This is a genomic window from Thiobacillus sp., from assembly GCF_013693775.1.
Lineage (GTDB): Bacteria > Pseudomonadota > Gammaproteobacteria > Burkholderiales > Thiobacillaceae > Thiobacillus.
Genome location: NZ_CP059257.1, coordinates 3,518,861 through 3,537,476, shown reverse-complemented (window position 1 = coordinate 3,537,476; position 18,616 = coordinate 3,518,861). Strand labels below are relative to the sequence as shown.

19 protein-coding genes, 1 tRNA gene and 3 pseudogenes are annotated in these 18,616 nt (G+C 57.8%); 7 read left to right on the top strand and 16 right to left on the bottom strand.

Annotated features, from left to right (window positions below):
• The first annotated feature begins 1 nt into the window (after window position 1).
• From HZY77_RS17595 to HZY77_RS17585, 3 genes are read left to right on the top strand one after another with little or no spacing between them, the layout of a single operon-like run.
• On the top strand, window positions 2-658 hold the full coding sequence (locus HZY77_RS17595; RefSeq protein ID WP_296817590.1) for a tetratricopeptide repeat protein: 657 nt from the start codon (window positions 2-4) through the stop codon (window positions 656-658).
• Complete coding sequence (locus tag HZY77_RS17590; protein ID WP_296817588.1) at window positions 604-1,146, top strand: tetratricopeptide repeat protein; 543 nt, start codon at window positions 604-606, stop codon at window positions 1,144-1,146. Before HZY77_RS17595 ends, HZY77_RS17590 begins: the two co-directional genes overlap by 55 nt.
• A gap of 20 nt (window positions 1,147-1,166) precedes the next feature.
• The gene (locus tag HZY77_RS17585; RefSeq protein ID WP_296817586.1) at window positions 1,167-1,559 is read left to right on the top strand and encodes a hypothetical protein; all 393 of its coding nucleotides are present in this window, start codon (window positions 1,167-1,169) and stop codon (window positions 1,557-1,559) included.
• A 12-nt stretch (window positions 1,560-1,571) separates the two neighbouring features.
• Here the strand turns inward: HZY77_RS17585 and HZY77_RS17580 are convergent, their stop codons facing one another.
• The 10 genes and pseudogenes from HZY77_RS17580 to HZY77_RS17535 form a co-directional block, all read right to left on the bottom strand.
• Window positions 1,572-3,398 carry a tetratricopeptide repeat-containing sulfotransferase family protein gene (locus tag HZY77_RS17580; protein WP_296817584.1) on the bottom strand — a complete coding sequence of 609 codons (1,827 nt, stop codon included), beginning with the start codon at window positions 3,396-3,398 and terminating at the stop codon, window positions 1,572-1,574.
• Between the two features lie 369 nt (window positions 3,399-3,767).
• On the bottom strand, window positions 3,768-4,385 hold the full coding sequence (locus HZY77_RS17575; protein WP_296817582.1) for a PEP-CTERM sorting domain-containing protein: 618 nt from the start codon (window positions 4,383-4,385) through the stop codon (window positions 3,768-3,770).
• A complete protein-coding gene (locus HZY77_RS17570) occupies window positions 4,366-5,601 on the bottom strand; it encodes an ISL3 family transposase (protein WP_296820769.1) in 1,236 nt (411 codons plus the stop codon). The genes HZY77_RS17575 and HZY77_RS17570 overlap by 20 nt, the downstream gene beginning before the upstream one ends.
• A gap of 700 nt (window positions 5,602-6,301) precedes the next feature.
• Window positions 6,302-6,430: a hypothetical protein gene (locus HZY77_RS17565; protein ID WP_296817580.1), complete on the bottom strand. Its 129-nt coding sequence runs from the start codon at window positions 6,428-6,430 to the stop codon at window positions 6,302-6,304.
• A 137-nt stretch (window positions 6,431-6,567) separates the two neighbouring features.
• Window positions 6,568-6,852 (bottom strand): annotated as a pseudogene (locus HZY77_RS17560) (sugar transferase); the annotation flags it as partial.
• Between the two features lie 37 nt (window positions 6,853-6,889).
• A complete protein-coding gene (locus tag HZY77_RS17555; RefSeq protein WP_296817578.1) occupies window positions 6,890-7,171 on the bottom strand; it encodes a type II toxin-antitoxin system RelE/ParE family toxin in 282 nt (93 codons plus the stop codon).
• Window positions 7,161-7,413: pseudogene (locus HZY77_RS17550) on the bottom strand (type II toxin-antitoxin system Phd/YefM family antitoxin). Before HZY77_RS17550 ends, HZY77_RS17555 begins: the two are co-directional and overlap by 11 nt.
• A 96-nt stretch (window positions 7,414-7,509) precedes the next feature.
• A complete protein-coding gene (locus HZY77_RS17545) occupies window positions 7,510-8,892 on the bottom strand; it encodes an undecaprenyl-phosphate glucose phosphotransferase (RefSeq protein WP_296770485.1) in 1,383 nt (460 codons plus the stop codon).
• Between the two features lie 354 nt (window positions 8,893-9,246).
• On the bottom strand, window positions 9,247-10,005 hold the full coding sequence (pepA, locus tag HZY77_RS17540) for a flocculation-associated PEP-CTERM protein PepA (RefSeq protein ID WP_296817576.1): 759 nt from the start codon (window positions 10,003-10,005) through the stop codon (window positions 9,247-9,249).
• Window positions 10,006-10,366: 361 nt separating this feature from the next.
• Complete coding sequence (locus HZY77_RS17535) at window positions 10,367-11,089, bottom strand: PEP-CTERM sorting domain-containing protein (protein WP_296817574.1); 723 nt, start codon at window positions 11,087-11,089, stop codon at window positions 10,367-10,369.
• Between the two features lie 381 nt (window positions 11,090-11,470).
• On the opposite strand from HZY77_RS17535, the gene HZY77_RS17530 reads away from it, so the two are divergent.
• From HZY77_RS17530 to HZY77_RS17515, 4 genes are all read left to right on the top strand, one after another.
• A complete protein-coding gene (locus HZY77_RS17530) occupies window positions 11,471-11,740 on the top strand; it encodes a hypothetical protein (RefSeq protein WP_296817572.1) in 270 nt (89 codons plus the stop codon).
• Window positions 11,734-11,841, top strand: a complete 108-nt coding sequence (locus HZY77_RS17525) for a PP0621 family protein (RefSeq protein WP_296817570.1) — start codon at window positions 11,734-11,736, stop codon at window positions 11,839-11,841. The genes HZY77_RS17530 and HZY77_RS17525 overlap by 7 nt, the downstream gene beginning before the upstream one ends.
• Before the next feature lie 17 nt (window positions 11,842-11,858).
• A complete protein-coding gene (locus tag HZY77_RS17520) occupies window positions 11,859-13,418 on the top strand; it encodes a HAMP domain-containing sensor histidine kinase (protein ID WP_296817568.1) in 1,560 nt (519 codons plus the stop codon).
• A 2-nt stretch (window positions 13,419-13,420) separates the two neighbouring features.
• Window positions 13,421-14,737: a sigma-54 dependent transcriptional regulator gene (locus tag HZY77_RS17515; protein ID WP_296817566.1), complete on the top strand. Its 1,317-nt coding sequence runs from the start codon at window positions 13,421-13,423 to the stop codon at window positions 14,735-14,737.
• A 66-nt stretch (window positions 14,738-14,803) separates the two neighbouring features.
• Here the strand turns inward: HZY77_RS17515 and HZY77_RS17510 are convergent.
• The 6 genes and pseudogenes from HZY77_RS17510 to petA form a co-directional block, all read right to left on the bottom strand.
• A tRNA-Thr gene (locus tag HZY77_RS17510) sits at window positions 14,804-14,879 on the bottom strand.
• Between the two features lie 42 nt (window positions 14,880-14,921).
• Window positions 14,922-15,326: a ClpXP protease specificity-enhancing factor gene (locus tag HZY77_RS17505; protein WP_296817564.1), complete on the bottom strand. Its 405-nt coding sequence runs from the start codon at window positions 15,324-15,326 to the stop codon at window positions 14,922-14,924.
• A gap of 14 nt (window positions 15,327-15,340) precedes the next feature.
• Window positions 15,341-15,940: a glutathione S-transferase N-terminal domain-containing protein gene (locus HZY77_RS17500; RefSeq protein WP_018506445.1), complete on the bottom strand. Its 600-nt coding sequence runs from the start codon at window positions 15,938-15,940 to the stop codon at window positions 15,341-15,343.
• 100 nt (window positions 15,941-16,040) lie between these two features.
• Window positions 16,041-16,764: pseudogene (locus HZY77_RS17495) on the bottom strand (cytochrome c1).
• Between the two features lies 1 nt (window position 16,765).
• Window positions 16,766-17,998, bottom strand: coding sequence for a cytochrome b N-terminal domain-containing protein (locus HZY77_RS17490; RefSeq protein WP_296817562.1), 1,233 nt, complete (start codon window positions 17,996-17,998; stop codon window positions 16,766-16,768).
• Window positions 17,999-18,002: 4 nt separating this feature from the next.
• Window positions 18,003-18,608, bottom strand: coding sequence for a ubiquinol-cytochrome c reductase iron-sulfur subunit (gene petA, locus HZY77_RS17485; RefSeq protein WP_296817560.1), 606 nt, complete (start codon window positions 18,606-18,608; stop codon window positions 18,003-18,005).
• Between the last annotated feature and the right edge of the window lie 8 nt (window positions 18,609-18,616).

The following is an 18,616-nucleotide window of genomic DNA, read 5'->3' as shown; positions in this document are numbered from 1 at the left end:
CTTGCGCTCAAATACAGCCTTTATGACGCCAATATCAAGAAACAAGCCTTGCCCTTGTGGTAGCGGCAAGAAATATAAACACTGCTGCGCCGAACGGGATGCAATAAGCCATCCGGCCACAGGGCAGATGATATCGATACAGATTGAAACAGGTCAGTGGGTTCCTGTTCCTCAAGCCATGGAGCAAGCGGTACGACTACATCAGCAAGGACGTATACTGAAAGCCGAGGTTATTTACCAGCAGATCATTCAGGCACAGCCGAATCATGCCGATGCCCAGCATTTGCTAGGCGTGATCTATCATCAAACGGGCAAACAAGATCTAGCTCACACACACATTTCCCGAGCTATTTCACTGAATCCCAAAGCAGCACTTTTTCATAACAATCTAGGTGAGGTTTGCCGTGCCCTAAACCGGCCCGAGGATGCTCAGGCCAGTTATGCCAGAGCGCTTGCCCTGCAACCCGAGTTACAGGAAGCTCAGCGTAATGTAGGCCTGACCCTGCTGGAACAAAACAAACTTGATGAGGCAGCCGCCCATCTGCGACAAGTTGTGGCCAGTAACGAAAATTACACGGGGGCTACTGGGCGCTGGGGGCCGCTTTGGTACGGCAGCACAAAGAAATTGAAGCACTCGAAATTTGCAACCGCGGCTTAGAGAAGTCCCCATCAGACGCACCATTGTTATGCGCCAAGGGGTTGATCCTGAAAGCGATTGGACAACCCGAGCAAGCCGCCCAGCATTACCGCCAGGCACTTGAGCTACAGCCGCAAGATCCCGATCTTTACCATGGGTTATCGGGTGTACTGAAGCAACTGGGGGACGTCGACGGTGCAATTCAATGCTTGAAGAACGAACTCAAGTTCCGACCGAACAATGCGACGGCTCAACATCTGCTCGCTTCGCTACAAAACATCACGACAGACCGCGCGCCGGCATCCTACGTCAGTGAACTCTTTGACCGCTATGCGGACAACTTCGACCAGCACTTGGTCGGAAAGCTTCAATATCACACCCCGGACCTGCTGGCGAATATGTTACAAGAAGCGATCGAATCGAACCCTGTTCGACTCAATATGCTTGACCTGGGCTGCGGGACTGGCCTGTTTGGCGAGGCGGTCAAAGATATCAAAAAGAGCTGGTAGGCATTGACCTGTCCCACAAGATGATTCAGAAGGCGGAGGCGCGCGGCCTCTACGACCGGCTTATTGTCGGCGACTTGCTGGAATACATGGCCACGGTCGCCCCCGGTCAGATTGAACTCGTCGCGGCAACGGATGTTTTCAACTATGTTGGCAACCTGCAACCGGTATTCGAGCACGTTGCCCGCATCCTGCCGCATTCGGGTTGGTTTCTTTTCTCGCTCGAGGCGGCCAGGGCTGGCGTCGATAACTTTGCTCTGGACAAAACCGGACGCTATCAACACGGACGCGAGTATGTTCCCCGTCTTAGCCAACAATATGGCTTCGAAGAATCGGGGTTTGCCCAATCCACACTGAGGATGGACGGAAACAAACCCGTCATGGGGTATTTGTACCTTCTCAAGAAACGCGGCTAGATGATTTGCCGCTCACTCCCCATAGCCAAAATACTCGATGAAGGGCCTCAGCTTCGGCATGACCGGTTCGAACTCCAATGCGTATCGTTTCCAGCGGAATTTGGCATGTTGATAAATCGGTTGCGTCACCTGATGATAGCTTGGCGTATTGATCGTGCCACGTTTCATCGCATGTTCAGTATGCCCCAACACCTTGTCGTCCCATCCCACTTCCAGGAAATCCAGTAGTGCACGCGTTTCATTCTCGAAATCGGCAACCAAGTCCTCGTAACGCACGCGGTGATAATGCAAAGGCAAGATGCGAACCGCCTCCAACCAGGTGCGCATCACATTGCTGTAAATGTCCGCGCTGCTTTCGAGGGTATGGAATCCGGTATTCACCTCATTGAGTACAATATTCTGCATGAAACAGCTGAAGCATGCGTCGCAGGGATGACGGATGGCCAAAATGAATTTTGCCTGCGGAAAGACGCGCCAGATGAGGTGCGCATTAACCGTGTTGAGCGGGTTCTTGTCGACCAGCAGCTTGCCCGGCTCGTGTTGGAGATGCCGCGCCACCTCGTCAAAATAAACCTTGCGCAATTGTGAGACTTGGTCGGCGGTCAGTTCTTCAAGCGCATTCCTGCGACCCTGCGCCAGCTCCTCAAACGCCTGCACCATAGCGGAAACCGTCGGCTTCTCTTCCATGCTTTGCATCGCGGGGTGGGCGTCCAGTATCTGCTCCAGAAGCGTGGTTCCCGAGCGNGGAAAGCCGAACAGAAAAACGGGCGTCACCGTTTCGCTGGCATTGAGGCCATCCTCCTGGATCGCGGCCAATTCCGGCGTCAGATAGCCGCGCATCCTTTCGACCCGTTCGAGATATCTGTCCTGCCCNCCNGTCTCGCACTCCATGGCGAGGGCTGACAGCCGATTACCCTCGACAAGATGGGAAAAAGCATGTTCCACATCGTTCTTGCGATCATAGAGTTGCCCTAGCAGCATATGCATTGCGCCCGCAGTATCCATGGTCGTGGGCTGCGACAACGCCCGTTCCAGTAGCGCGATCGCATCATCCTGCCGGTTTGCCCGTCTTGCCAGTCTCGCAGACACAAACAACAAGTCCGGATTGTCCGGACTGCGCAGCAATTCCCGGTCAACCAGTGCCTGCGCTTCCACCAACCGGTTGGTCTTCTCCAGCAGGGCCGCCACATTGGTGATTGCATCCATAGAGTCGGGACTGAATTGCAAAGCACGCTGATATTTCTCCAGCGCCTCGACCAGCCGTCCGTCGCGTTGCAAGATGTGTCCCTGATTGCAGAGAATCTGAGGTGCATTGGGCCGCAGAATGATCGCCTTGTTCAGTACGTGCGTAGCTTCCTGGGTTTCACCCAGCGCGGTCAGTGCTGCCCCCAGGTTGCTTAGCGCCTCGACAAAATCGGGCTGCAATTCAATGGCCTGGCGGTAGCTCTTAATCGCATCATGGATTGCGCCGGTTTCGCGCAACGCGTTGGCGAGAAAATAATGCGCCTCGGCATACTCCGGATGCAGACTGATGGATTTCCGGTAACAGGCCAGCGCGTCATTCACGCTCCCTAGGCACTGCAGGGCGGAGCCTAGCACGTGATGTCCCCATGCATAGTCCGGTTTGAGCTGTATCGCGCGACGGCAGTAGCGTTCGGCATCCTTGTACAGCCCCAGTTTCCGATGGATCAGGCCGCGCATGACCCAGGACTCAACATCGGCGGGGGCGGCCTGGCAGATGCCTGCATATACAGCATCCGCCTCGCGTAACTGATTATTGGCAAATAGCTCAGTGGCTCTGGTCTTTTTGGATCGGATCAATATGTTGGGTTTTGCCATGCGTCAGCACTGATAACCATAAACAATCGTGAAAAAAGCGTTGCTTTTCCAAAGGGCGATTATATTCGAGCCGAGCGAACAGCCATCAGCCACGTCGGTCAAAAGCAAATCTCCCTGCGTCATATTAGGGTGCCAGGGATTCAGATAGAAGCGTTCTCAATCCCGCCTACACACCTCTTACACGCCATATCGCCCAAGGCAATAGCAGCACACTCAAAAACAGCGTGGTTATCTTGGCAATCCAGCTGAATACCCCAAACAGGATTGCGTGCAGCTCCGCCTACGTAAAAAACCGCACAGAGAATCTGTGCGGTTTTAGTTCGTCTGCAAGCGAGTTTAGAGCACAGCTCTAAACCCTCGCACAAACTATCAGGCTCGTGCGCGACGGCGAGCCATGAAACCGACCAGGCCCAGACCAGCCAGCATCATGCCGTAGGTGGAGGCCTCCGGCACCGGCGCTGCCGCCGTCACAGTACCCTGCAGGTGCAAGGAATAACCCACGCCGCCAAAACCCGAGGGGTCGCCTTGAGGCACAACCGCTGAGTAATCGATGGTATACGTGTCCCCATAAATCCCGTTCCAGGCAAAAGTCGCCACACCGGTACCATTGTTGAAGATACCACCGATATCTGCGCCGCTGGCGGGNTTAATACAGACGCCGTCGGACGTGGATCCGCAGTCCTGGGTGCCGCCGCCCATGTTGATGGAGGGAATGCCATTCCAGGTTACGCGCCAGCCGCTAAAGTCCAGGCCATTCGTGGTGTCGCCCGTGACCGGCGAAGCGATGAAATCGGAGCCCGTGTTCTTGAAGAAATTCCAGGGTACGGTGACTGCATTGGTATCGGTGGCAATGGGCGCGCCGCCGTGGCTTGCACCTGCGGTAGTGGTCGTTCCAATCACCAGTCCGGTCGTGCCCTGGCTCAAGGCAACCCTTTCAGCAGCTTTAAAAAAGCGGCTCTGTTGAATTTCAAGTGGGTTGTTCTGCATGAGGGTTAATGGCGTGGAAATCGAGACGGCCGGCGATCAGGAAGATGACGGTTTTGATTGTGTCGATGCGGGTGAAGCCACGGGCACGCCGCTTGGCGGCCTGGAACAAGCCGTTGATCGCCTCCAGAAATCCATTGGTCTGCCGTGTCTGAGCCCAGGCCACGATTCCTTCCAGATGGGATCGGATCATCCGGGCAACCTCCTTCATCGGCTCGACCTTGGAGCGCATGACGCAAGTGCACCAGTGTTCCAGCATGGCGCGCACGACGTTGATTTGTTTGCGATCAAGGATTTCGCGCAGTTGCTCCTTGTAGACCCAGGCGCGCGCCGTGCGCTTGACAGTCATCCTGGCAATCAGTGCGTCAAGATCGGCAGCAGCCTCGGGCTTGAGCCGGGAGGCATCCTTGAGCAGCGTCCAGCGCATGCCCTTGAGGGACTTGTCGGTGCGCTGCTCGATGCGGCGCATCTTGTCCACCGCCGTGCTGGCGTGGCCGATGACGTGGAACTTGTCGAAGGTGATGCGGGCATTGGGCAGATGCTGGCTGACTCCGGCGATGAAGGCTGGCGACATGTCGATGCTCGCCGAGGCGATGTTCCCGGCCGGGCAGCCATGGTCGCCCAGATACTCGGCCAGTTGCGCAATGGTCTGGGCGTCGCGCCCTTCCGTGACGAACAGCACGCGCCTGGCCTCGGCGTCTGCGGCCAGGGTGACATAACTGTGGCCTCGGGCGCGCGAGGTCTCGTCAATGGCCAGCGCCGTGACACCGGAGTGATCCGCCAGGCCGCAGGCCATCTCCACGTACTTCTGGCACACCGCCAGCACCCGGTGGGACGATTCGCCCACGATGCGCGCCACGGCGGCAAACGGCATCTGGCGCGCCAGCATCAGGATGAAGGCTTCGAACAGCAGCGTGAAGCCATTCAGCCGCCCGGCAAAGTCAGGCTCGACCAGTCGCACCGAACCATTGGGCAGCTTCACTCGCGGCGTGCGCACCTGCAGATGGCACTCATGCTGGAAGAAGTTCAGGTGCCGGTAGGTCTTGGTCACGGTGTCGTGCACCGGATGCACGCCTTCATGGCCCGAGACCTTGAAGCGGCTGCCAGCCTTGAAGTCAATCAGCACGGTCAAGGTCCTGGCCGACTCGTCGAAGTCGACCGACGCCACCGTCCACGGCGGGGCAATTCCAAGGGCAGTTTCAAACAGCTTGGCAGTCATGAATTCACTCATCCAGGTTNNGGTCAATATGACGTCAGCTTACCCACTCGGATTTCAAGAGAGGCAAAAAGCCATCGCCGTTCGTATCCATGGCGAAAAAGACCCCGTGCCGGCATTAACGTAGCCATATGCATTGAGTGTAGGGGCCTGGATAGACAGCACATCGCCAGCATTCACTGCAACAGCGTGGGCGCTCATTGAACCCACGATGCCAGCACTACCAACAGCCAGGGCAAACATTGTTTTTTGAAGTTCATTGTATAAATCTCCTCATGTAGAAAGTTATCGATCGATCAAGCAACTACATCCTCCTGCCACATGGTGTAAAACTCTTTCACCGGTAAATCCTGAGCGGCGACTCTCACTTAGCAATGCCCATTCCAGCTTTTACCTGGATTTACTTATGGACTTAACAATCAAGCATTTAAGATTTGAATTTAGTTGTTTTTGGCAGGCATCCTGGTAGGTTCGAACCAGTCGTGTAAAGAATTCCGACAAATTTTTTAATCAAGAATGAGAGAAAGCATCTCATCATAGAACAAACAGGCCAGACCAATCTGAAAAAACAATTAATTTTATTTTTAAATCAATGCATTATAGAAACAAAAACGATTTATCGAAATGTGTAAAATTTATCGACAAATATATATTAATTAGTATTTGTAATGAATGGATAAAACAAACTTGTACATTATTTCAATCAAGCCTTACGTGTAAGTGGATCCGAGCGCTCTTTCACAAATGGAGGCAGACTCGATATCTCGCCCTTGTGCTTGCCAAAGGCAATGCGCCACTTCGCTTTCAAGCCGGATTCAGCCAGCCATTCCATGAAAGCACCTCCCCATCGGGTGATTATTGATTTGACTTTATAAAGACCGCCGGCCGACCAGCCCGAACACCAGAACGGCGCAGCCAAGGACGTTCAGACCCGCTAATGGTTCGGGTGCGCTTTCCCGCTTGCAATCGCTAATACGCGTTCTGGTCCCGCCAGACGACGGCGAGCGTCTTGCCGATAATCATGAGATCGAAGCCCAGCGACCAGTTGCGCATGGTGTCAATGTCGTACTGGACGCGAGCGCGCATCTTGTCGAGGGTTTCGGTTTCGCCGCGCAGGCCGTTGACCTGGGCTCAGCCGGTGATGCCGGGCTTGACCTTGTGGCGCAGCATGTAGCCCTTGATGAGCTTGCGGTATTGCTCGTTGTGCGCGACGGCGTGGGGACGCGGGCCGACGACGCTCATGCGTTTCTCAAGGAAACGCGTTGCGCCCTCTACACCCAACGCTCGCCTCTCATCTCGATGCGGCCGCCTTATAGACAGCGTTGCGCTCGCGTTTGCCTACTGCAACAACGGTAACGATCAATTGCGTATCCACCACGTCGTAGACCAGGCGATAGCCCATACTTCTCAGCTTGATTTTGTACCGGCTTTTCTGGCCTGAAAGTTTTGAGGCAGGAACATGTGGATTATGGAGACGTTCGGCAAGTTTCTTCTTGAATTGCTCACGCACAGGCTTGTCGAGCTTGCCCCATTCGTCGAGCGCATCGGGGTGAAACAACAGCTCATAGGTCATCCAGCAGGACTTTCACGGGGGCTTGCCATCGGACATACGCGCTTCGGCCAGGACATTCAGTTCGATGTCCTCCAGCTTGTCCATAAGCGCTTCGTAAACCTTGACCGGGACGCAATAGAAGGCGGGCTCATTGCGGTTCAGGATGACGACAGGAAAACCCTCGCCCGCCGCAACCGTTCCCATCGGATTTCTTTGAGTTCGGATACGCTGGCGGTAACTTCCGCCAAGATAATGTTCGCCATTTGAAACCTCCTGTCCGCCAGGATGCAGAAACACCCTTTAATGAATCATTAAAGACACTCTTAATAATGCCATTAAAGTTCACTCATGCGCTTCTGTCAATACGCGTTCTGGTCCCGCCAGACGACGGCGAGCGTCTTGCCGATAATCATGAGATCGAACCCCAACGACCAGTTGCGCATGTAGTCAATGTCGTACTGGACGCGGGCGCGCATCTTGTCGAGGGTTTCGGTTTCGCCGCGCAGGCCGTTGACCTGGGCCCAGCCAGTGATGCCGGGCTTGACCTTGTGGCGCAGCATGTAGCCCTTGATGAGCTTGCGGTACTGCTCGTTGTGCGCAACGGCGTGGGGNCGCGGGCCGACGACGCTCATGCGGCCCTGCAGGACGTTGATGAACTGCGGCAGCTCGTCGAGCGAAGTGCGTCGGATGAAGGACCCGAATCGGGTGATGCGAGGGTCGCTGCGGCCAGCCTGCTTGATGGTGTCGCCATCGTCGCAGACGCGCATGGAGCGGAATTTGTAGACGAGGATTTCCTGGCCGTCGAGACCGTAGCGGCGTTGCTTGAAGATGATGGGACCCGGGGACGACAACTTGACGCCGACGGCCAGGATGAGCAGGACGGGCCAGATCACCAGCAGGATCAGACTGGCGATGGCGATGTCGCTGATACGTTTGCCGATGCCGCTGACGCCCAGCGTGGGCGATTCGGTGAGCGCCACCACGGGCATGCCGTGGATATGATCGACCCGCGCCTGGATCAGGTCGGATACGAAGATGTCCGGCACGAAATAGACCGACGCAGTAGTGTCGCGCAGGGCGTCGAGCAGGTTCAGCGTGCGTGGCTGCGAGGCCATCGGCAAGGTGATGTAGACCAGGTCGATACCATGGCGGTTGACGTATTCGGGGATGTCGGCCAGCCGCCCGAGCAGTTTGGCCGGGTCGGTCAGTTCGGTACGATCGAGCGTGCGGTCGTCGAAAAAGCCGACCACGTCGACACCCAGCGCGCTGTCATTGGCAAAACGACCGCGCAATTCGGTTCCCAGATGCCCGGCCCCCACAATCAGCGCGCGTCGGCGGCCGCCTTCCAGCAGCAGCAGGCGCGGCAGGATCTTGCGCACGATGCGGTGCGCCACCCACATGGCGATAGGCGTGGCGAGCATCCACGCCATCACCAGGTCGGGCGGAAACCAGTCGAGATAGCCGGTGGAGTAGCCGAACAGCAGGATCAGGCCGGACAGGAAAAACCACGGCATGACCACTTCGTTCCAGAAGGCCCGCAAGGTGACTTCGGGCCATTTGCCGGGAAAGGTCAGCGTAAAGACGATGAGCGCCAGAATGGGATAAGGCCCATTGAAGGTCTCGCCGAAATAGAGCGCGCAGCCGATCAGCACCAACACGGCCACGAAGGGATCGAGCAGGATCTTGGTCAGCGATACGACGGAAAGCTGCTGCCGGAACAGCCACTGGTTATGGTTTGTCATTACTCCAAATGCTTCGCGTCGATGCGTGTTTCCCGGGGTAGACAGGCGTGAAATTCTCAGTCGACCCGCCGGTTAATGCCGGGGCAGGCGCATTATCCAACAAAAGTAACGGGCCAATGTTGCCGGAACTTGAAACTGCCCGGACCCTTCTCGCCTATGTCACGATATTGCCCGTGCGTAAAGGAAACGCCGGACAAGTTGGTTTGCTGTGTGGTTCGACAAGCTCACCACGAACGTAATCAACCACTTGCCGTTTGTCCTGAGCTTGTCGAAGGACTTGCCCAGCATTTCCTAAAGTATCTTCAATGAAAACGGCTTCCTTGCGGAAGCCGCGAGTTGAACGCAACTCAGCAATCAAACGGACAGGTGTGCATTGCGTCGGGCCATGAAGCCGACGAGCGCAAGACCGGCCAGCATCATGGCATAGGTTTTGGCTTCGGGGACCGCCAGTGCAATGTAGCCGTCCGCCGCGTACTTGAGATCGCCCGAAGCCACGCTGTTGCCCATCACACTGGTGATCGGGTTCAGGAAGCTCGCATCAAGCGGGTCGTTCATGCGAAGCGTGAAGATCCCGCCGCCCGAGGTGATCGTTGGGGGCTGGTACACGGCGGCATTGAAACTCGTGATGGCGATCGTGATATCGGTCGCACCAAACGAGAAGCCGGAGTTGGCAACCCCGGTCCCGCCAATGATGTTGCCGGTCAGAATCGCGTCGCCATCAGTAAATCCTGTATCCGTATTGAAGTTGCGGTTCGGGCTGGTATCCAGATAAATCGCGAAACTGCCACCCGTGACGCTGATCGCGCCGGCGGCCGTCACACTCTCGGCAAAACTGGCCACCGCGGTCAATTCATAGGTCGAATTGAGATTGGGCGCTGCCGCAATCGTTCCGGCCAGTTCATGGTTGGTGATGAAGGATTGGTAAAACCCGTTGAAGCTTGAAACCAGGCTGGATCCCGACCCCGTCGTGCCGGTTGATTTCAGGAGGACGACGCCGGATCCCGCGTCATAGGTATCGAACGGACCCACCACATCCTCATCCCCGCTGCTGCCCGGGGCCTGCGTGTAATCGGCCGTCCCTGCCCAGTTGGATGCCGCCTGGGCGGTTTGCATCCCCATCGCAGACACGGCCAATAGTGCTACTGCCACAACTCTCATGCGTCTCATGACACTCTCCTCCTCCAACATCACGCTGCAAGGCCATTTCATCGCGTACATGAAATGGAATGGGGGCCAATTTTATTTGTTGTCCATTGGGCCCTCAGCCCTTTACGCAAAATACGTACCATGCCTATGAAAGCTTCATACCATACTGTTTACCTGATGTTTTTATCCAGAACCCACCATCCATCAATTCATTTGGCTTGAAGTGTAAAGAAATCCGACAGTCACGACATGCCTGATCTGCTCCGTTGGCCTGCTCACATGAAAACGGCCCCACGAGGAGGCCGTTTCGCATAAAACGGTCCAACGCTCAGATCGCGATGCGGCCCTTGCGCCATCCCATGAAGCCAATCAGCGCCAAGCCGGCGATGAACAAGGCGTACGCTTGCGGCTCCGGCACGGGTGTCGTCACGATGGCCACGCCGGCAAATTTNTTCTCGATGAAGGCTGCGCCACCGACTGACAGGCTGTTGGCCAGCAGGAGGTTTTCGAGGGTGACACTGACGCCGCTGACGATACCATTCGTTCCGCCCCATCCGGCCGGAATCGCGACGTTTGCGTGCGAGGTCCAGTCGGTGGTCTCAAAATCCGCCAGGCTGGTCATGTCGGTCAGCGGGAGCGACGATTTGATTTTGCTGCTGGCGGCAGGTGTCAGTGGCGACGCCAGATCGCGCACATAGAGTTTGCCGCCGACGGCCACGCTGGAGCCTGCGCCGATGTTGTAGTAGTCGCCATCTTCGGTCAAGTTGACCGCCGAGACCTGATAACCAGGATTGGCATTGACCGTGATGTTGAAAGTCTGGCTGGCCGCAGCAAACCCGGTTCCATTGAAAGACTGGGCCTTATAGGTGGTGGGCGTGAAAAATAGCGCATCCCCNGTCACCATGGGAACGCCGAACAGCCCACTGAGCGCGCTGTCGAAAGTAAAGCTGACTGTAGTGCCCACCACGGTGACCGGAACGGCCTGCACTGGCCCGCTCAGCATGGCAGCCGACAACGCCAGTACGGCTGCGGTGCGTTTAATGAATTTCATGATGCTTCCTCCAATTCGATTCTCAACATTGCGGTTATCTCCCTATCGCTCTTCAGCCTGAGCCGAAACAATGCGCTTTTTTATGTACGTTTTGTGTATGTTTCATTTAAGGGTGCCCGTACCGCTTTTCCTCCTCCTGCCACCGAACGGGCCAATACCGGGTGGGGAGGTAAAAACTGCAAAAACATCCGCTTAGCCGGAACGATCAAAGCAATATGCATGCCCATCGATCATTTACTACTCCACGCCCTTGTTTGTGTGCCGCTTTTCATGGATGCGGCAGGCTCGTCTGCCGTGGCACTAGCCCCATTGTAAAAACCCCGACAACGTAGCTTGCCGATAGGGATGACTTATCTAGCTGCTGTTTATTGAGGCGTGTCCTTGGGCAGACGTTATGCCGAACCGCTTTATCGCATCAAGCGCATTCCCACATGGCTGACAACGCCGCCCGCCGCCCATCGCAGCCTTTTCCCGAAACGTACTGGGGCGCCGCCGTGCTATGCTGAACGCCATTTCGGGGGAGAGGATGTGTTCAAGATTCTGTTGCTGATTGCGATTGGTTTCATCGTGCTGGCCTTGTTTCGTGCCTACCAGCGCTCGCTCGGTCAGCCGCCCTCTTCCAGGCGTGAAAAACCGTCGAAGACATGGTGAAGTGCGCGCATTGTGGCGTGAACCTGCCGCGCAGCGAGGCCATTTATTCCGGCGGCGATTTCTTCTGCACACCCGAACACCGGCAACTCGGCAAGAAATGAACGCTGCGGCAACGTCGATGCCGCGCCCGACCACGCCGGGCTATTTCGCGTCCCATTGGCGCAGTCTCGATTACTTCAATTTGTATCGCCTGACGCTGGCCGCCGCACTGGTGTTCAGCGGCCTGTTGTTCAGCACGTCGGATCTGTTCCGCCAGAGTGCAAACGGGCGTTTTCAGAGCTATGCCTTCGCCTATCTGATGATCGCGGCATTGTTCGTGCTGGGTATCCGCGCACGCTGGCCGGGATTCCAAATCCAGCTCACCGCCCACATCACGGCCGATATCGTGCTGTTCATGCTGATGATGTCGACCAGCGAGCAATTGGCCGGCGGATTGGGTTTGTTGCTGGCGATTTCCATCGCTTCCGGCGGCCTGGTCGGGAGCGGACGCCTGACCCTGCTCTATGCCGCCATGGCATCGATCGCCGTTCTGCTCCAGCATGGCTTCAGCATTCTGGGTGGCAACCAGGGGATGGACAGTNTTTTCCAGGTTGGTTTGCTATGCGCAGGCTATTTCGCGATCGGCTTGCTGGCGCATGCACTGACCCTGCGCGCGCTACGTTCGGAAAGACTGGCGCAGCAGCAGGCGAGCGAACTGGCTCTGCTGAACCGCATCAATGCCCTGGCCATTGAAAACTCGCCTGACGGGCTATTGGCTATACGCGGCGACGGTATCGTGCGACACGCCAGTCCGCGCGCATTGGCACTGCTCGGCATCCCGGCAGCAGTGATCCCGGGCGTCACCCGTCTGGAAGACTGCTCGCCCGAACTGGCGCGTATGTCGCAGCAGATGCAGCCCGGCACAACGCTCACCCTGCACACCGCGGCCGCGCAGTTGCGGGTGCGCTGCATCCCGCTGGCAACGCCGGACGACAGCCGCGTACTGGTGCTGGAAGATCAAAGCCAGGCCGAACAGGCCGCCCAGCGGCTCAAGCTGGCTGCGCTGGGCCGGCTCACCGCCAACATCGCGCACGAAATCCGCAACCCGCTGTCGGCCATCAGCCATGCCGCGCAACTGTTGAGCGAGGAAACGCACGATACCACCCAGATCCGTTTGACCGGGATCATCGAGAACAATGCACGCCGGCTCGATCGTCTGGTGGAAGAAGTGCTGACGCTCAACCGGCGCGACCGGCTTCACCCGGCCGGCTTCGACACCGCGGCGCTCGGCCTGTTGGTCGACGAACTGCGTCAGACTGAAGAAATCCCGGCGGACGCCGTCATAGTCGACATGCCCGACAGCCTGCATTTCCAGTTCGACCCCGACCATCTGCGCCAGATCGTGTGGAATCTCATGCGCAACGCCTGGCGTTTCAGCCACAAGCAGGCAGGCAGCCTTCGCATCAACGCACAGATGCAGGACAGCAACATGCAGCTCGAGATCGGTGACGACGGACCCGGTGTGGCCCCGGAACACCAGGACAAGCTTTTCGAGCCCTTCTTCACCACGGATGCGCAGGGAACCGGATTGGGCCTGTTCCTGGCGCGCGAACTGGCCGAAGCCAACCATGCGGTGCTGAGCTATGTTCCCGGCAGTGGCGGCGGGCGTTTTCGCCTCGTCCTGCGCGGAGGCGAGTGACCATGGCGACCTCACCGCGCATCCTGCTGGTTGACGACGAACCCGATCTGCTCGATCTGATGGAGCTGACCCTGGTCAAGATGGGACTGGAAACCGACCGCGCCGTCAGCGTCGCCGAGGCGCAGGCCCGGCTGCGGCAGACACATTACGATCTCTGCCTGACCGATATGCGACTGACCGACGGCGAAGGGCTGGACGTGATTGCCTGTGCCAGCGCACTGGCCTTGCCCGTTCCGGTGGCCGTCATCACTGCCTACGGCAATGCCGGCAACGCCGTCGCCGCGCTGAAAGCGGGCGCATTCGATTATCTGGCCAAACCGGTGGCGCTCGACCAGCTCCGTACGCTGGTCAAATCCGCGCTGACGATTCCCGAATCCGCGCAAGCTGACGACCCAAGCCGCGAACTGATCGGGCAATCGGCCGTCATGCAGGACATCCGTGCGCGCATTGCCAAACTCGCACGGACCCAGGCGCCGGTGCATATCGCGGGCGAGTCGGGCAGCGGCAAGGAACTCGCGGCACGCCTGATCCATCGTCTCGGCAACCGCTCCGGCAAGTCCTTCGTCGCGGTCAACTGCGGCGCGATTCCCGAAACGCTGATGGAAAGCGAATTTNTCGGCTATCGAAAAGGCGCGTTCACAGGGNCCGACACCGACCGTGACGGCTTCTTCCAGGCAGCCAACGGCGGCACCCTGTTTCTCGACGAGGTGGCCGATCTGCCGTTGTCGATGCAGGTGAAGCTGCTGCGCGTGCTGCAGGAANAANAGGTACGCAAGGTCGGGGCCACGACCGAGGAGCCCATCGACGTCCGCATCGTGAGTGCCACGCATCAGGATTTATCCGCGCTTGTGGAAACGGGCCGCTTTCGCCAGGATCTGTATTACCGGTTGAATGTGATCGATCTCGTCATGCCGAGCTTGCGCGACCGCGCCAAGGATATCCCGGAAATGGCGCGTTTTCTGCTCGACAAACTGNGGGGAGCCGACGTCGAACTGGATCGCGATGCGGAAAAGGCGCTCTGCGCCTATGCTNTCCCCGGCAATGTGCGTGAGCTGGAAAACACGCTGGAACGGGCGCTGGCGCTATGCGAAGGTCAGCATATCAACGCCGCCGACCTCAACCTGGTGCCTGCCCTGCCAGCTGCCAGCGCCGCGCCCGGCAGCAAATATCCTCTGCAGGACTATCTCGACCAGATGGAACGCACCGCCATCCTCGAAGCACTGGAACAGACGCGCTACAACAAGACTGCCGCTGCCCGCCTGCTCGGCGTCACCTTCCGCAGCCTGCGCTACCGGCTCGAACGGCTGGGGATCGAATAGGGTATGTCGAGCCATCTCGGTACACGTTAAAAGACCCGCGCTCGGCGGGTCTTTTAACGTGTCATGTGGTGCCGCTTGTCGGATTCGAACTGACGACCTACCGCTTACAAGGCGGTTGCTCTACCAACTGAGCTAAAGCGGCGACGGGCGACATTATAGCGATGCCGCACGCCCGATTGAGCGATTACTTGACGACTTTGAGCGAGGGTTTGCCTCTGGGTGGCGCGGACGATTCGTCCGGCACGGGCGGCGGTGTCTGCTCGGGTGGCTCAGGTGCATCGACCGGCTCAAAATGCAGACCTTGTCCATTCTCGCGCGCGAAAATCGCTGCCACCCGGTCTACCGGTATGGATATTTCATGCGAGACACCGCCAAAGCGTGCGGAAAACTGGATCCAATCGTTGTCCATCGTCAGATTCCGGGTTGCGCCGGCGCTGACGTTCAGCACGATCTGGCCGCCCTTGACGAAACCGGGCGGCACGCGCGTACGCGCATCGACCGCCACCAGCAACTGCGGGGTATAGCCCGAGTCCGCACACCATTCGTACAGTGCGCGGATCAGGTACGGCTTGGTTGAAATCTCGGCCACCCGCCCTACCCGCTTTACTTGCGCAGCGCCTTTTCGGTAGGCGTCAGCGCATTGATGAAGGCGGGACGGCTGAACAGGCGTTCGCGATACTTGAGCACCGGTGCGGCCACTTTGGGCAGCTCGATGCCGTAGTGCTCAAGGCGCCAAAGCAGTGGGGCGATCGCCACATCCAGCATGGAGAACTCGTCGTTCATCAGGTACTTCTGCTTGGTGAGGATGGGCGTGAGCTGCGACAGGCTGTCGCGGATTTCCTGGCGCGCCTTGTCCGATGCCTTGCCGAGGCTATGCTCGAGCGTATTGACGTGGGTGAACAGGTCGTGCTCGAAATTGAACAGCACCAGGCGGGCACGGGCACGCATGACCGGATCCGGCGGCATCAGCTGCGGATGGGGAAAACGCTCGTCAATGTATTCGTTGATGATGTTGGATTCGGTCAGGATCAGGTCGCGCTCGACCAGCACCGGCATCTTGCCGCTGGGGCTGATGCTGGCAATTTCTTCCGGCTTGTTGTGCATGTCCACATCGATGACTTCGAAATCCATGTCCTTTTCGAACAGGACGATGCGGCAGCGATGGCTGTAAGGGTCGGTACTGCCGGAATACAGGGTCATCATGGCGGGGCTCCCTCTCGTGTTGCAAGTATTGCGTGTGTTTAAGGCTTAAAACGCCAACAGCCGGACACAGTCCGGCTGTTGGCGAACGGCTAGACCAGATTCAGTGAACGTCTTTCCAGAACTCTTTCTTCAGGTAATAGGCCACCACGAAGAAGAACGCCAGGAAGGCCAGCACGAACAGTCCAAGCTGTTTCCGTTCGAGTTGTGCGGGCTCGCCCATCCACGTCAGGTAGTTGACCAGATCGCCGACCATGGCGTCGTATTCGGCCAGGGTCACGCTGCCGGGCTTGGCCAGTTCGAGGCGTTCGATCACTTCATGCTCGCCTTCCTTCTTCATGACCGGAACCATCTCACCCTGCAGGCTCCACAGCACGTGCGGCATCGCCACCTTGGGGAACACGACGTTGTTCCAGCCGGTAGGGCGCGTGTCGTCACGATAGAAGCTGCGCAGATAGGTATACAGCCAATCGGAGCCACGTGCGCGGGCGATCACGCTGAGGTCGGGCGGAGCGGAGCCGAACCAGTTCTTGGCCTCTTTCTTGTCCATGCCAACGGTCATGGTCTCACCGGGCTTTTCAGCCGCGAACATCAGATTTTCCTTGATCTGATCTTCGGTCAACAAGATCCTCCATGCGCGAGTAACGCATGGAGACAGCGCTGTGACAGTTGAGGCAATAGTTCACGAACATGCGTGCGCCGCGTTGCAGGGACGCCTGGTCGGACAGGTTGACGGGCGCCTTGTCCAGACTTGGTCCTTCCTCGGAGGCGAAAGCGATGACAGGCACCGCGATCAACAGGAGAATAAAATTCTTCAAGCGTTTCATTTTAGCCAGTCACCCTTTCCGGTTCCGGTTTGGTTTTGTCAATCGAGGTATACCAGGGCATCAACAGGAAAAACAGGAAGTAAATCACTGAGAAGGACTGGGCAATAATCGTCGCCACCGGAGAGGGCGGCAGCAGGCCAAGGTAGCCGAGGCCCACGAAGGACACGATGAACAGGGCCAGCATGATCTTGTAGATCGGGCCGCGGTAACGGATCGACTTGACCTTGCCGCGGTCCAGCCAGGGTAGGAAGAAGATCAGCACGATCGACATGCCCATTGCCACGACGCCGGGGAACTGGGAGCCGAACATCGGCGGCACGGCGCGCAGGATTGCGTAGAACGGCGTGAAGTACCACAGCGGCGCGATATGCGGCGGCGTCTTCAGCGGGTCGGCCGGGATGAAGTTGTTCGATTCCAGGAAGTAGCCGCCCATCGTGGGACCGAAGAATACGATTGCCGAGAAGACCATCAGGAAGACGATCACGCCGACGATGTCCTTCACCGTGTAATACGGGTGGAAGGGAATGCCGTCGAGCGGGATGCCGTTGGCATCCTTCTTCTTCTTGATCTCGATGCCGTCCGGGTTGTTGGAGCCTACTTCATGCAGCGCCACCAGGTGCACTGCCACCAGCGCGATCAGCACCAGCGGCAACGCGATGACGTGGAAGGCGAAGAAGCGGTTCAGGGTGGCATCCGAAATCACGTAGTCGCCGCGAATCCAGATCGACAGATCGTTACCGATGAAAGGCACGGCGGAGAACAGGTTGACGATCACCTGCGCACCCCAATAGGACATCTGCCCCCACGGCAGCAGGTAGCCAAGGAAGGCTTCGGCCATCAGCGCCAGATAGATCAGCACGCCGAAGATCCAGATCAGTTCGCGCGGCTTGCGGTAGGAACCGTACATCAGGCCACGGAACATGTGCAGGTAGACGACGACGAAGAACATCGAGGCGCCGGTGGAGTGCATGTAGCGGATCAGCCAGCCCCAGTCGACGTCGCGCATGATGTACTCGACGGACGCGAAGGCGAGCCCCGAGTCCGGCTTGTAGTTCATGGTCAGGAAAATGCCGGTGACGATCTGCATCACCAGCACCAGCAGCGCCAGCGAGCCGAAGAAGTACCAGAAGTTGAAGTTCTTGGGCGCGTAGTACTCGGACAGGTGCGCCTTGTAGGTAGCGGTGAGGGGAAAGCGGTCATCGACCCAACCCATCATTTTNTGCAGGGCAGACATTCTTTTAGGCTCCTTTTGCGTCCACACCGATCTGTATCTTGCCGGCACTGAGGTATTGATGAGGCGGGATTACCAGATTGGTCGGGGCCGGCACGTTCTTGAATACGCGGGCGGCCAGGTCGAAGCGCGAACCATGGCAGGGACACAGGAAACCGCCCGGCCAGTCTGCGCCCAGATCCTCTGCGCCGACTTCTTTGCGATAGGTGGGCGAACAACCGAGGTGGGTGCAGATGCCGACCGCCACCAGGAATTCCGGCTTGATCGAACGCGTGGCATTCTTGCAGTACTCAGGTTGCTGAGGCTGCTCGCTGTTGGGGTCGACCAGTTTGTCGTTATGCTTGCCCAGCAGATCGAGCATTTCCTTGGTTCGATTGACGACCCACACTGGTTTGCCACGCCATTCAGCCGTCAACAGCATGCCGGGCTCAATCTTGCTGATATCCACCTCAACTGGTGCGCCTGCAGCCTTGGCGCGTGCGCTCGGCAGCATGCTCATCACCAGCGGCACAGCCACTCCCGCCACGGCGACNCCTCCAACGGCGCTGGTCGCGGCGATCAGGAATTTTCGTTTACGTGTGTCCACTTTNTGCCCATCGGCTTCCTGGCTCATGTTTCCCT

Bases quoted from the DNA above. Each gene is read 5' to 3' on its own strand.
- HZY77_RS17585 (WP_296817586.1), top strand. From the start codon at position 1,167: ATGATTCAGAAGGCGGAGGCGCGCGGCCTCTACGACCGGCTTATTGTC.
- HZY77_RS17570 (WP_296820769.1), bottom strand. From the start codon at position 5,601: ATGACTGCCAAGCTGTTTGAAACTGCCCTTGGAATTGCCCCGCCGTGG.
- HZY77_RS17565 (WP_296817580.1), bottom strand. From the start codon at position 6,430: ATGGAATGGCTGGCTGAATCCGGCTTGAAAGCGAAGTGGCGCATTGCC.
- HZY77_RS17555 (WP_296817578.1), bottom strand. From the start codon at position 7,171: ATGACCTATGAGCTGTTGTTTCACCCCGATGCGCTCGACGAATGGGGC.
- pepA (WP_296817576.1), bottom strand. From the start codon at position 10,005: ATGCAAACCGCCCAGGCGGCATCCAACTGGGCAGGGACGGCCGATTAC.
- HZY77_RS17525 (WP_296817570.1), top strand. From the start codon at position 11,734: ATGGTGAAGTGCGCGCATTGTGGCGTGAACCTGCCGCGCAGCGAGGCC.
- HZY77_RS17500 (WP_018506445.1), bottom strand. From the start codon at position 15,940: ATGATGACCCTGTATTCCGGCAGTACCGACCCTTACAGCCATCGCTGC.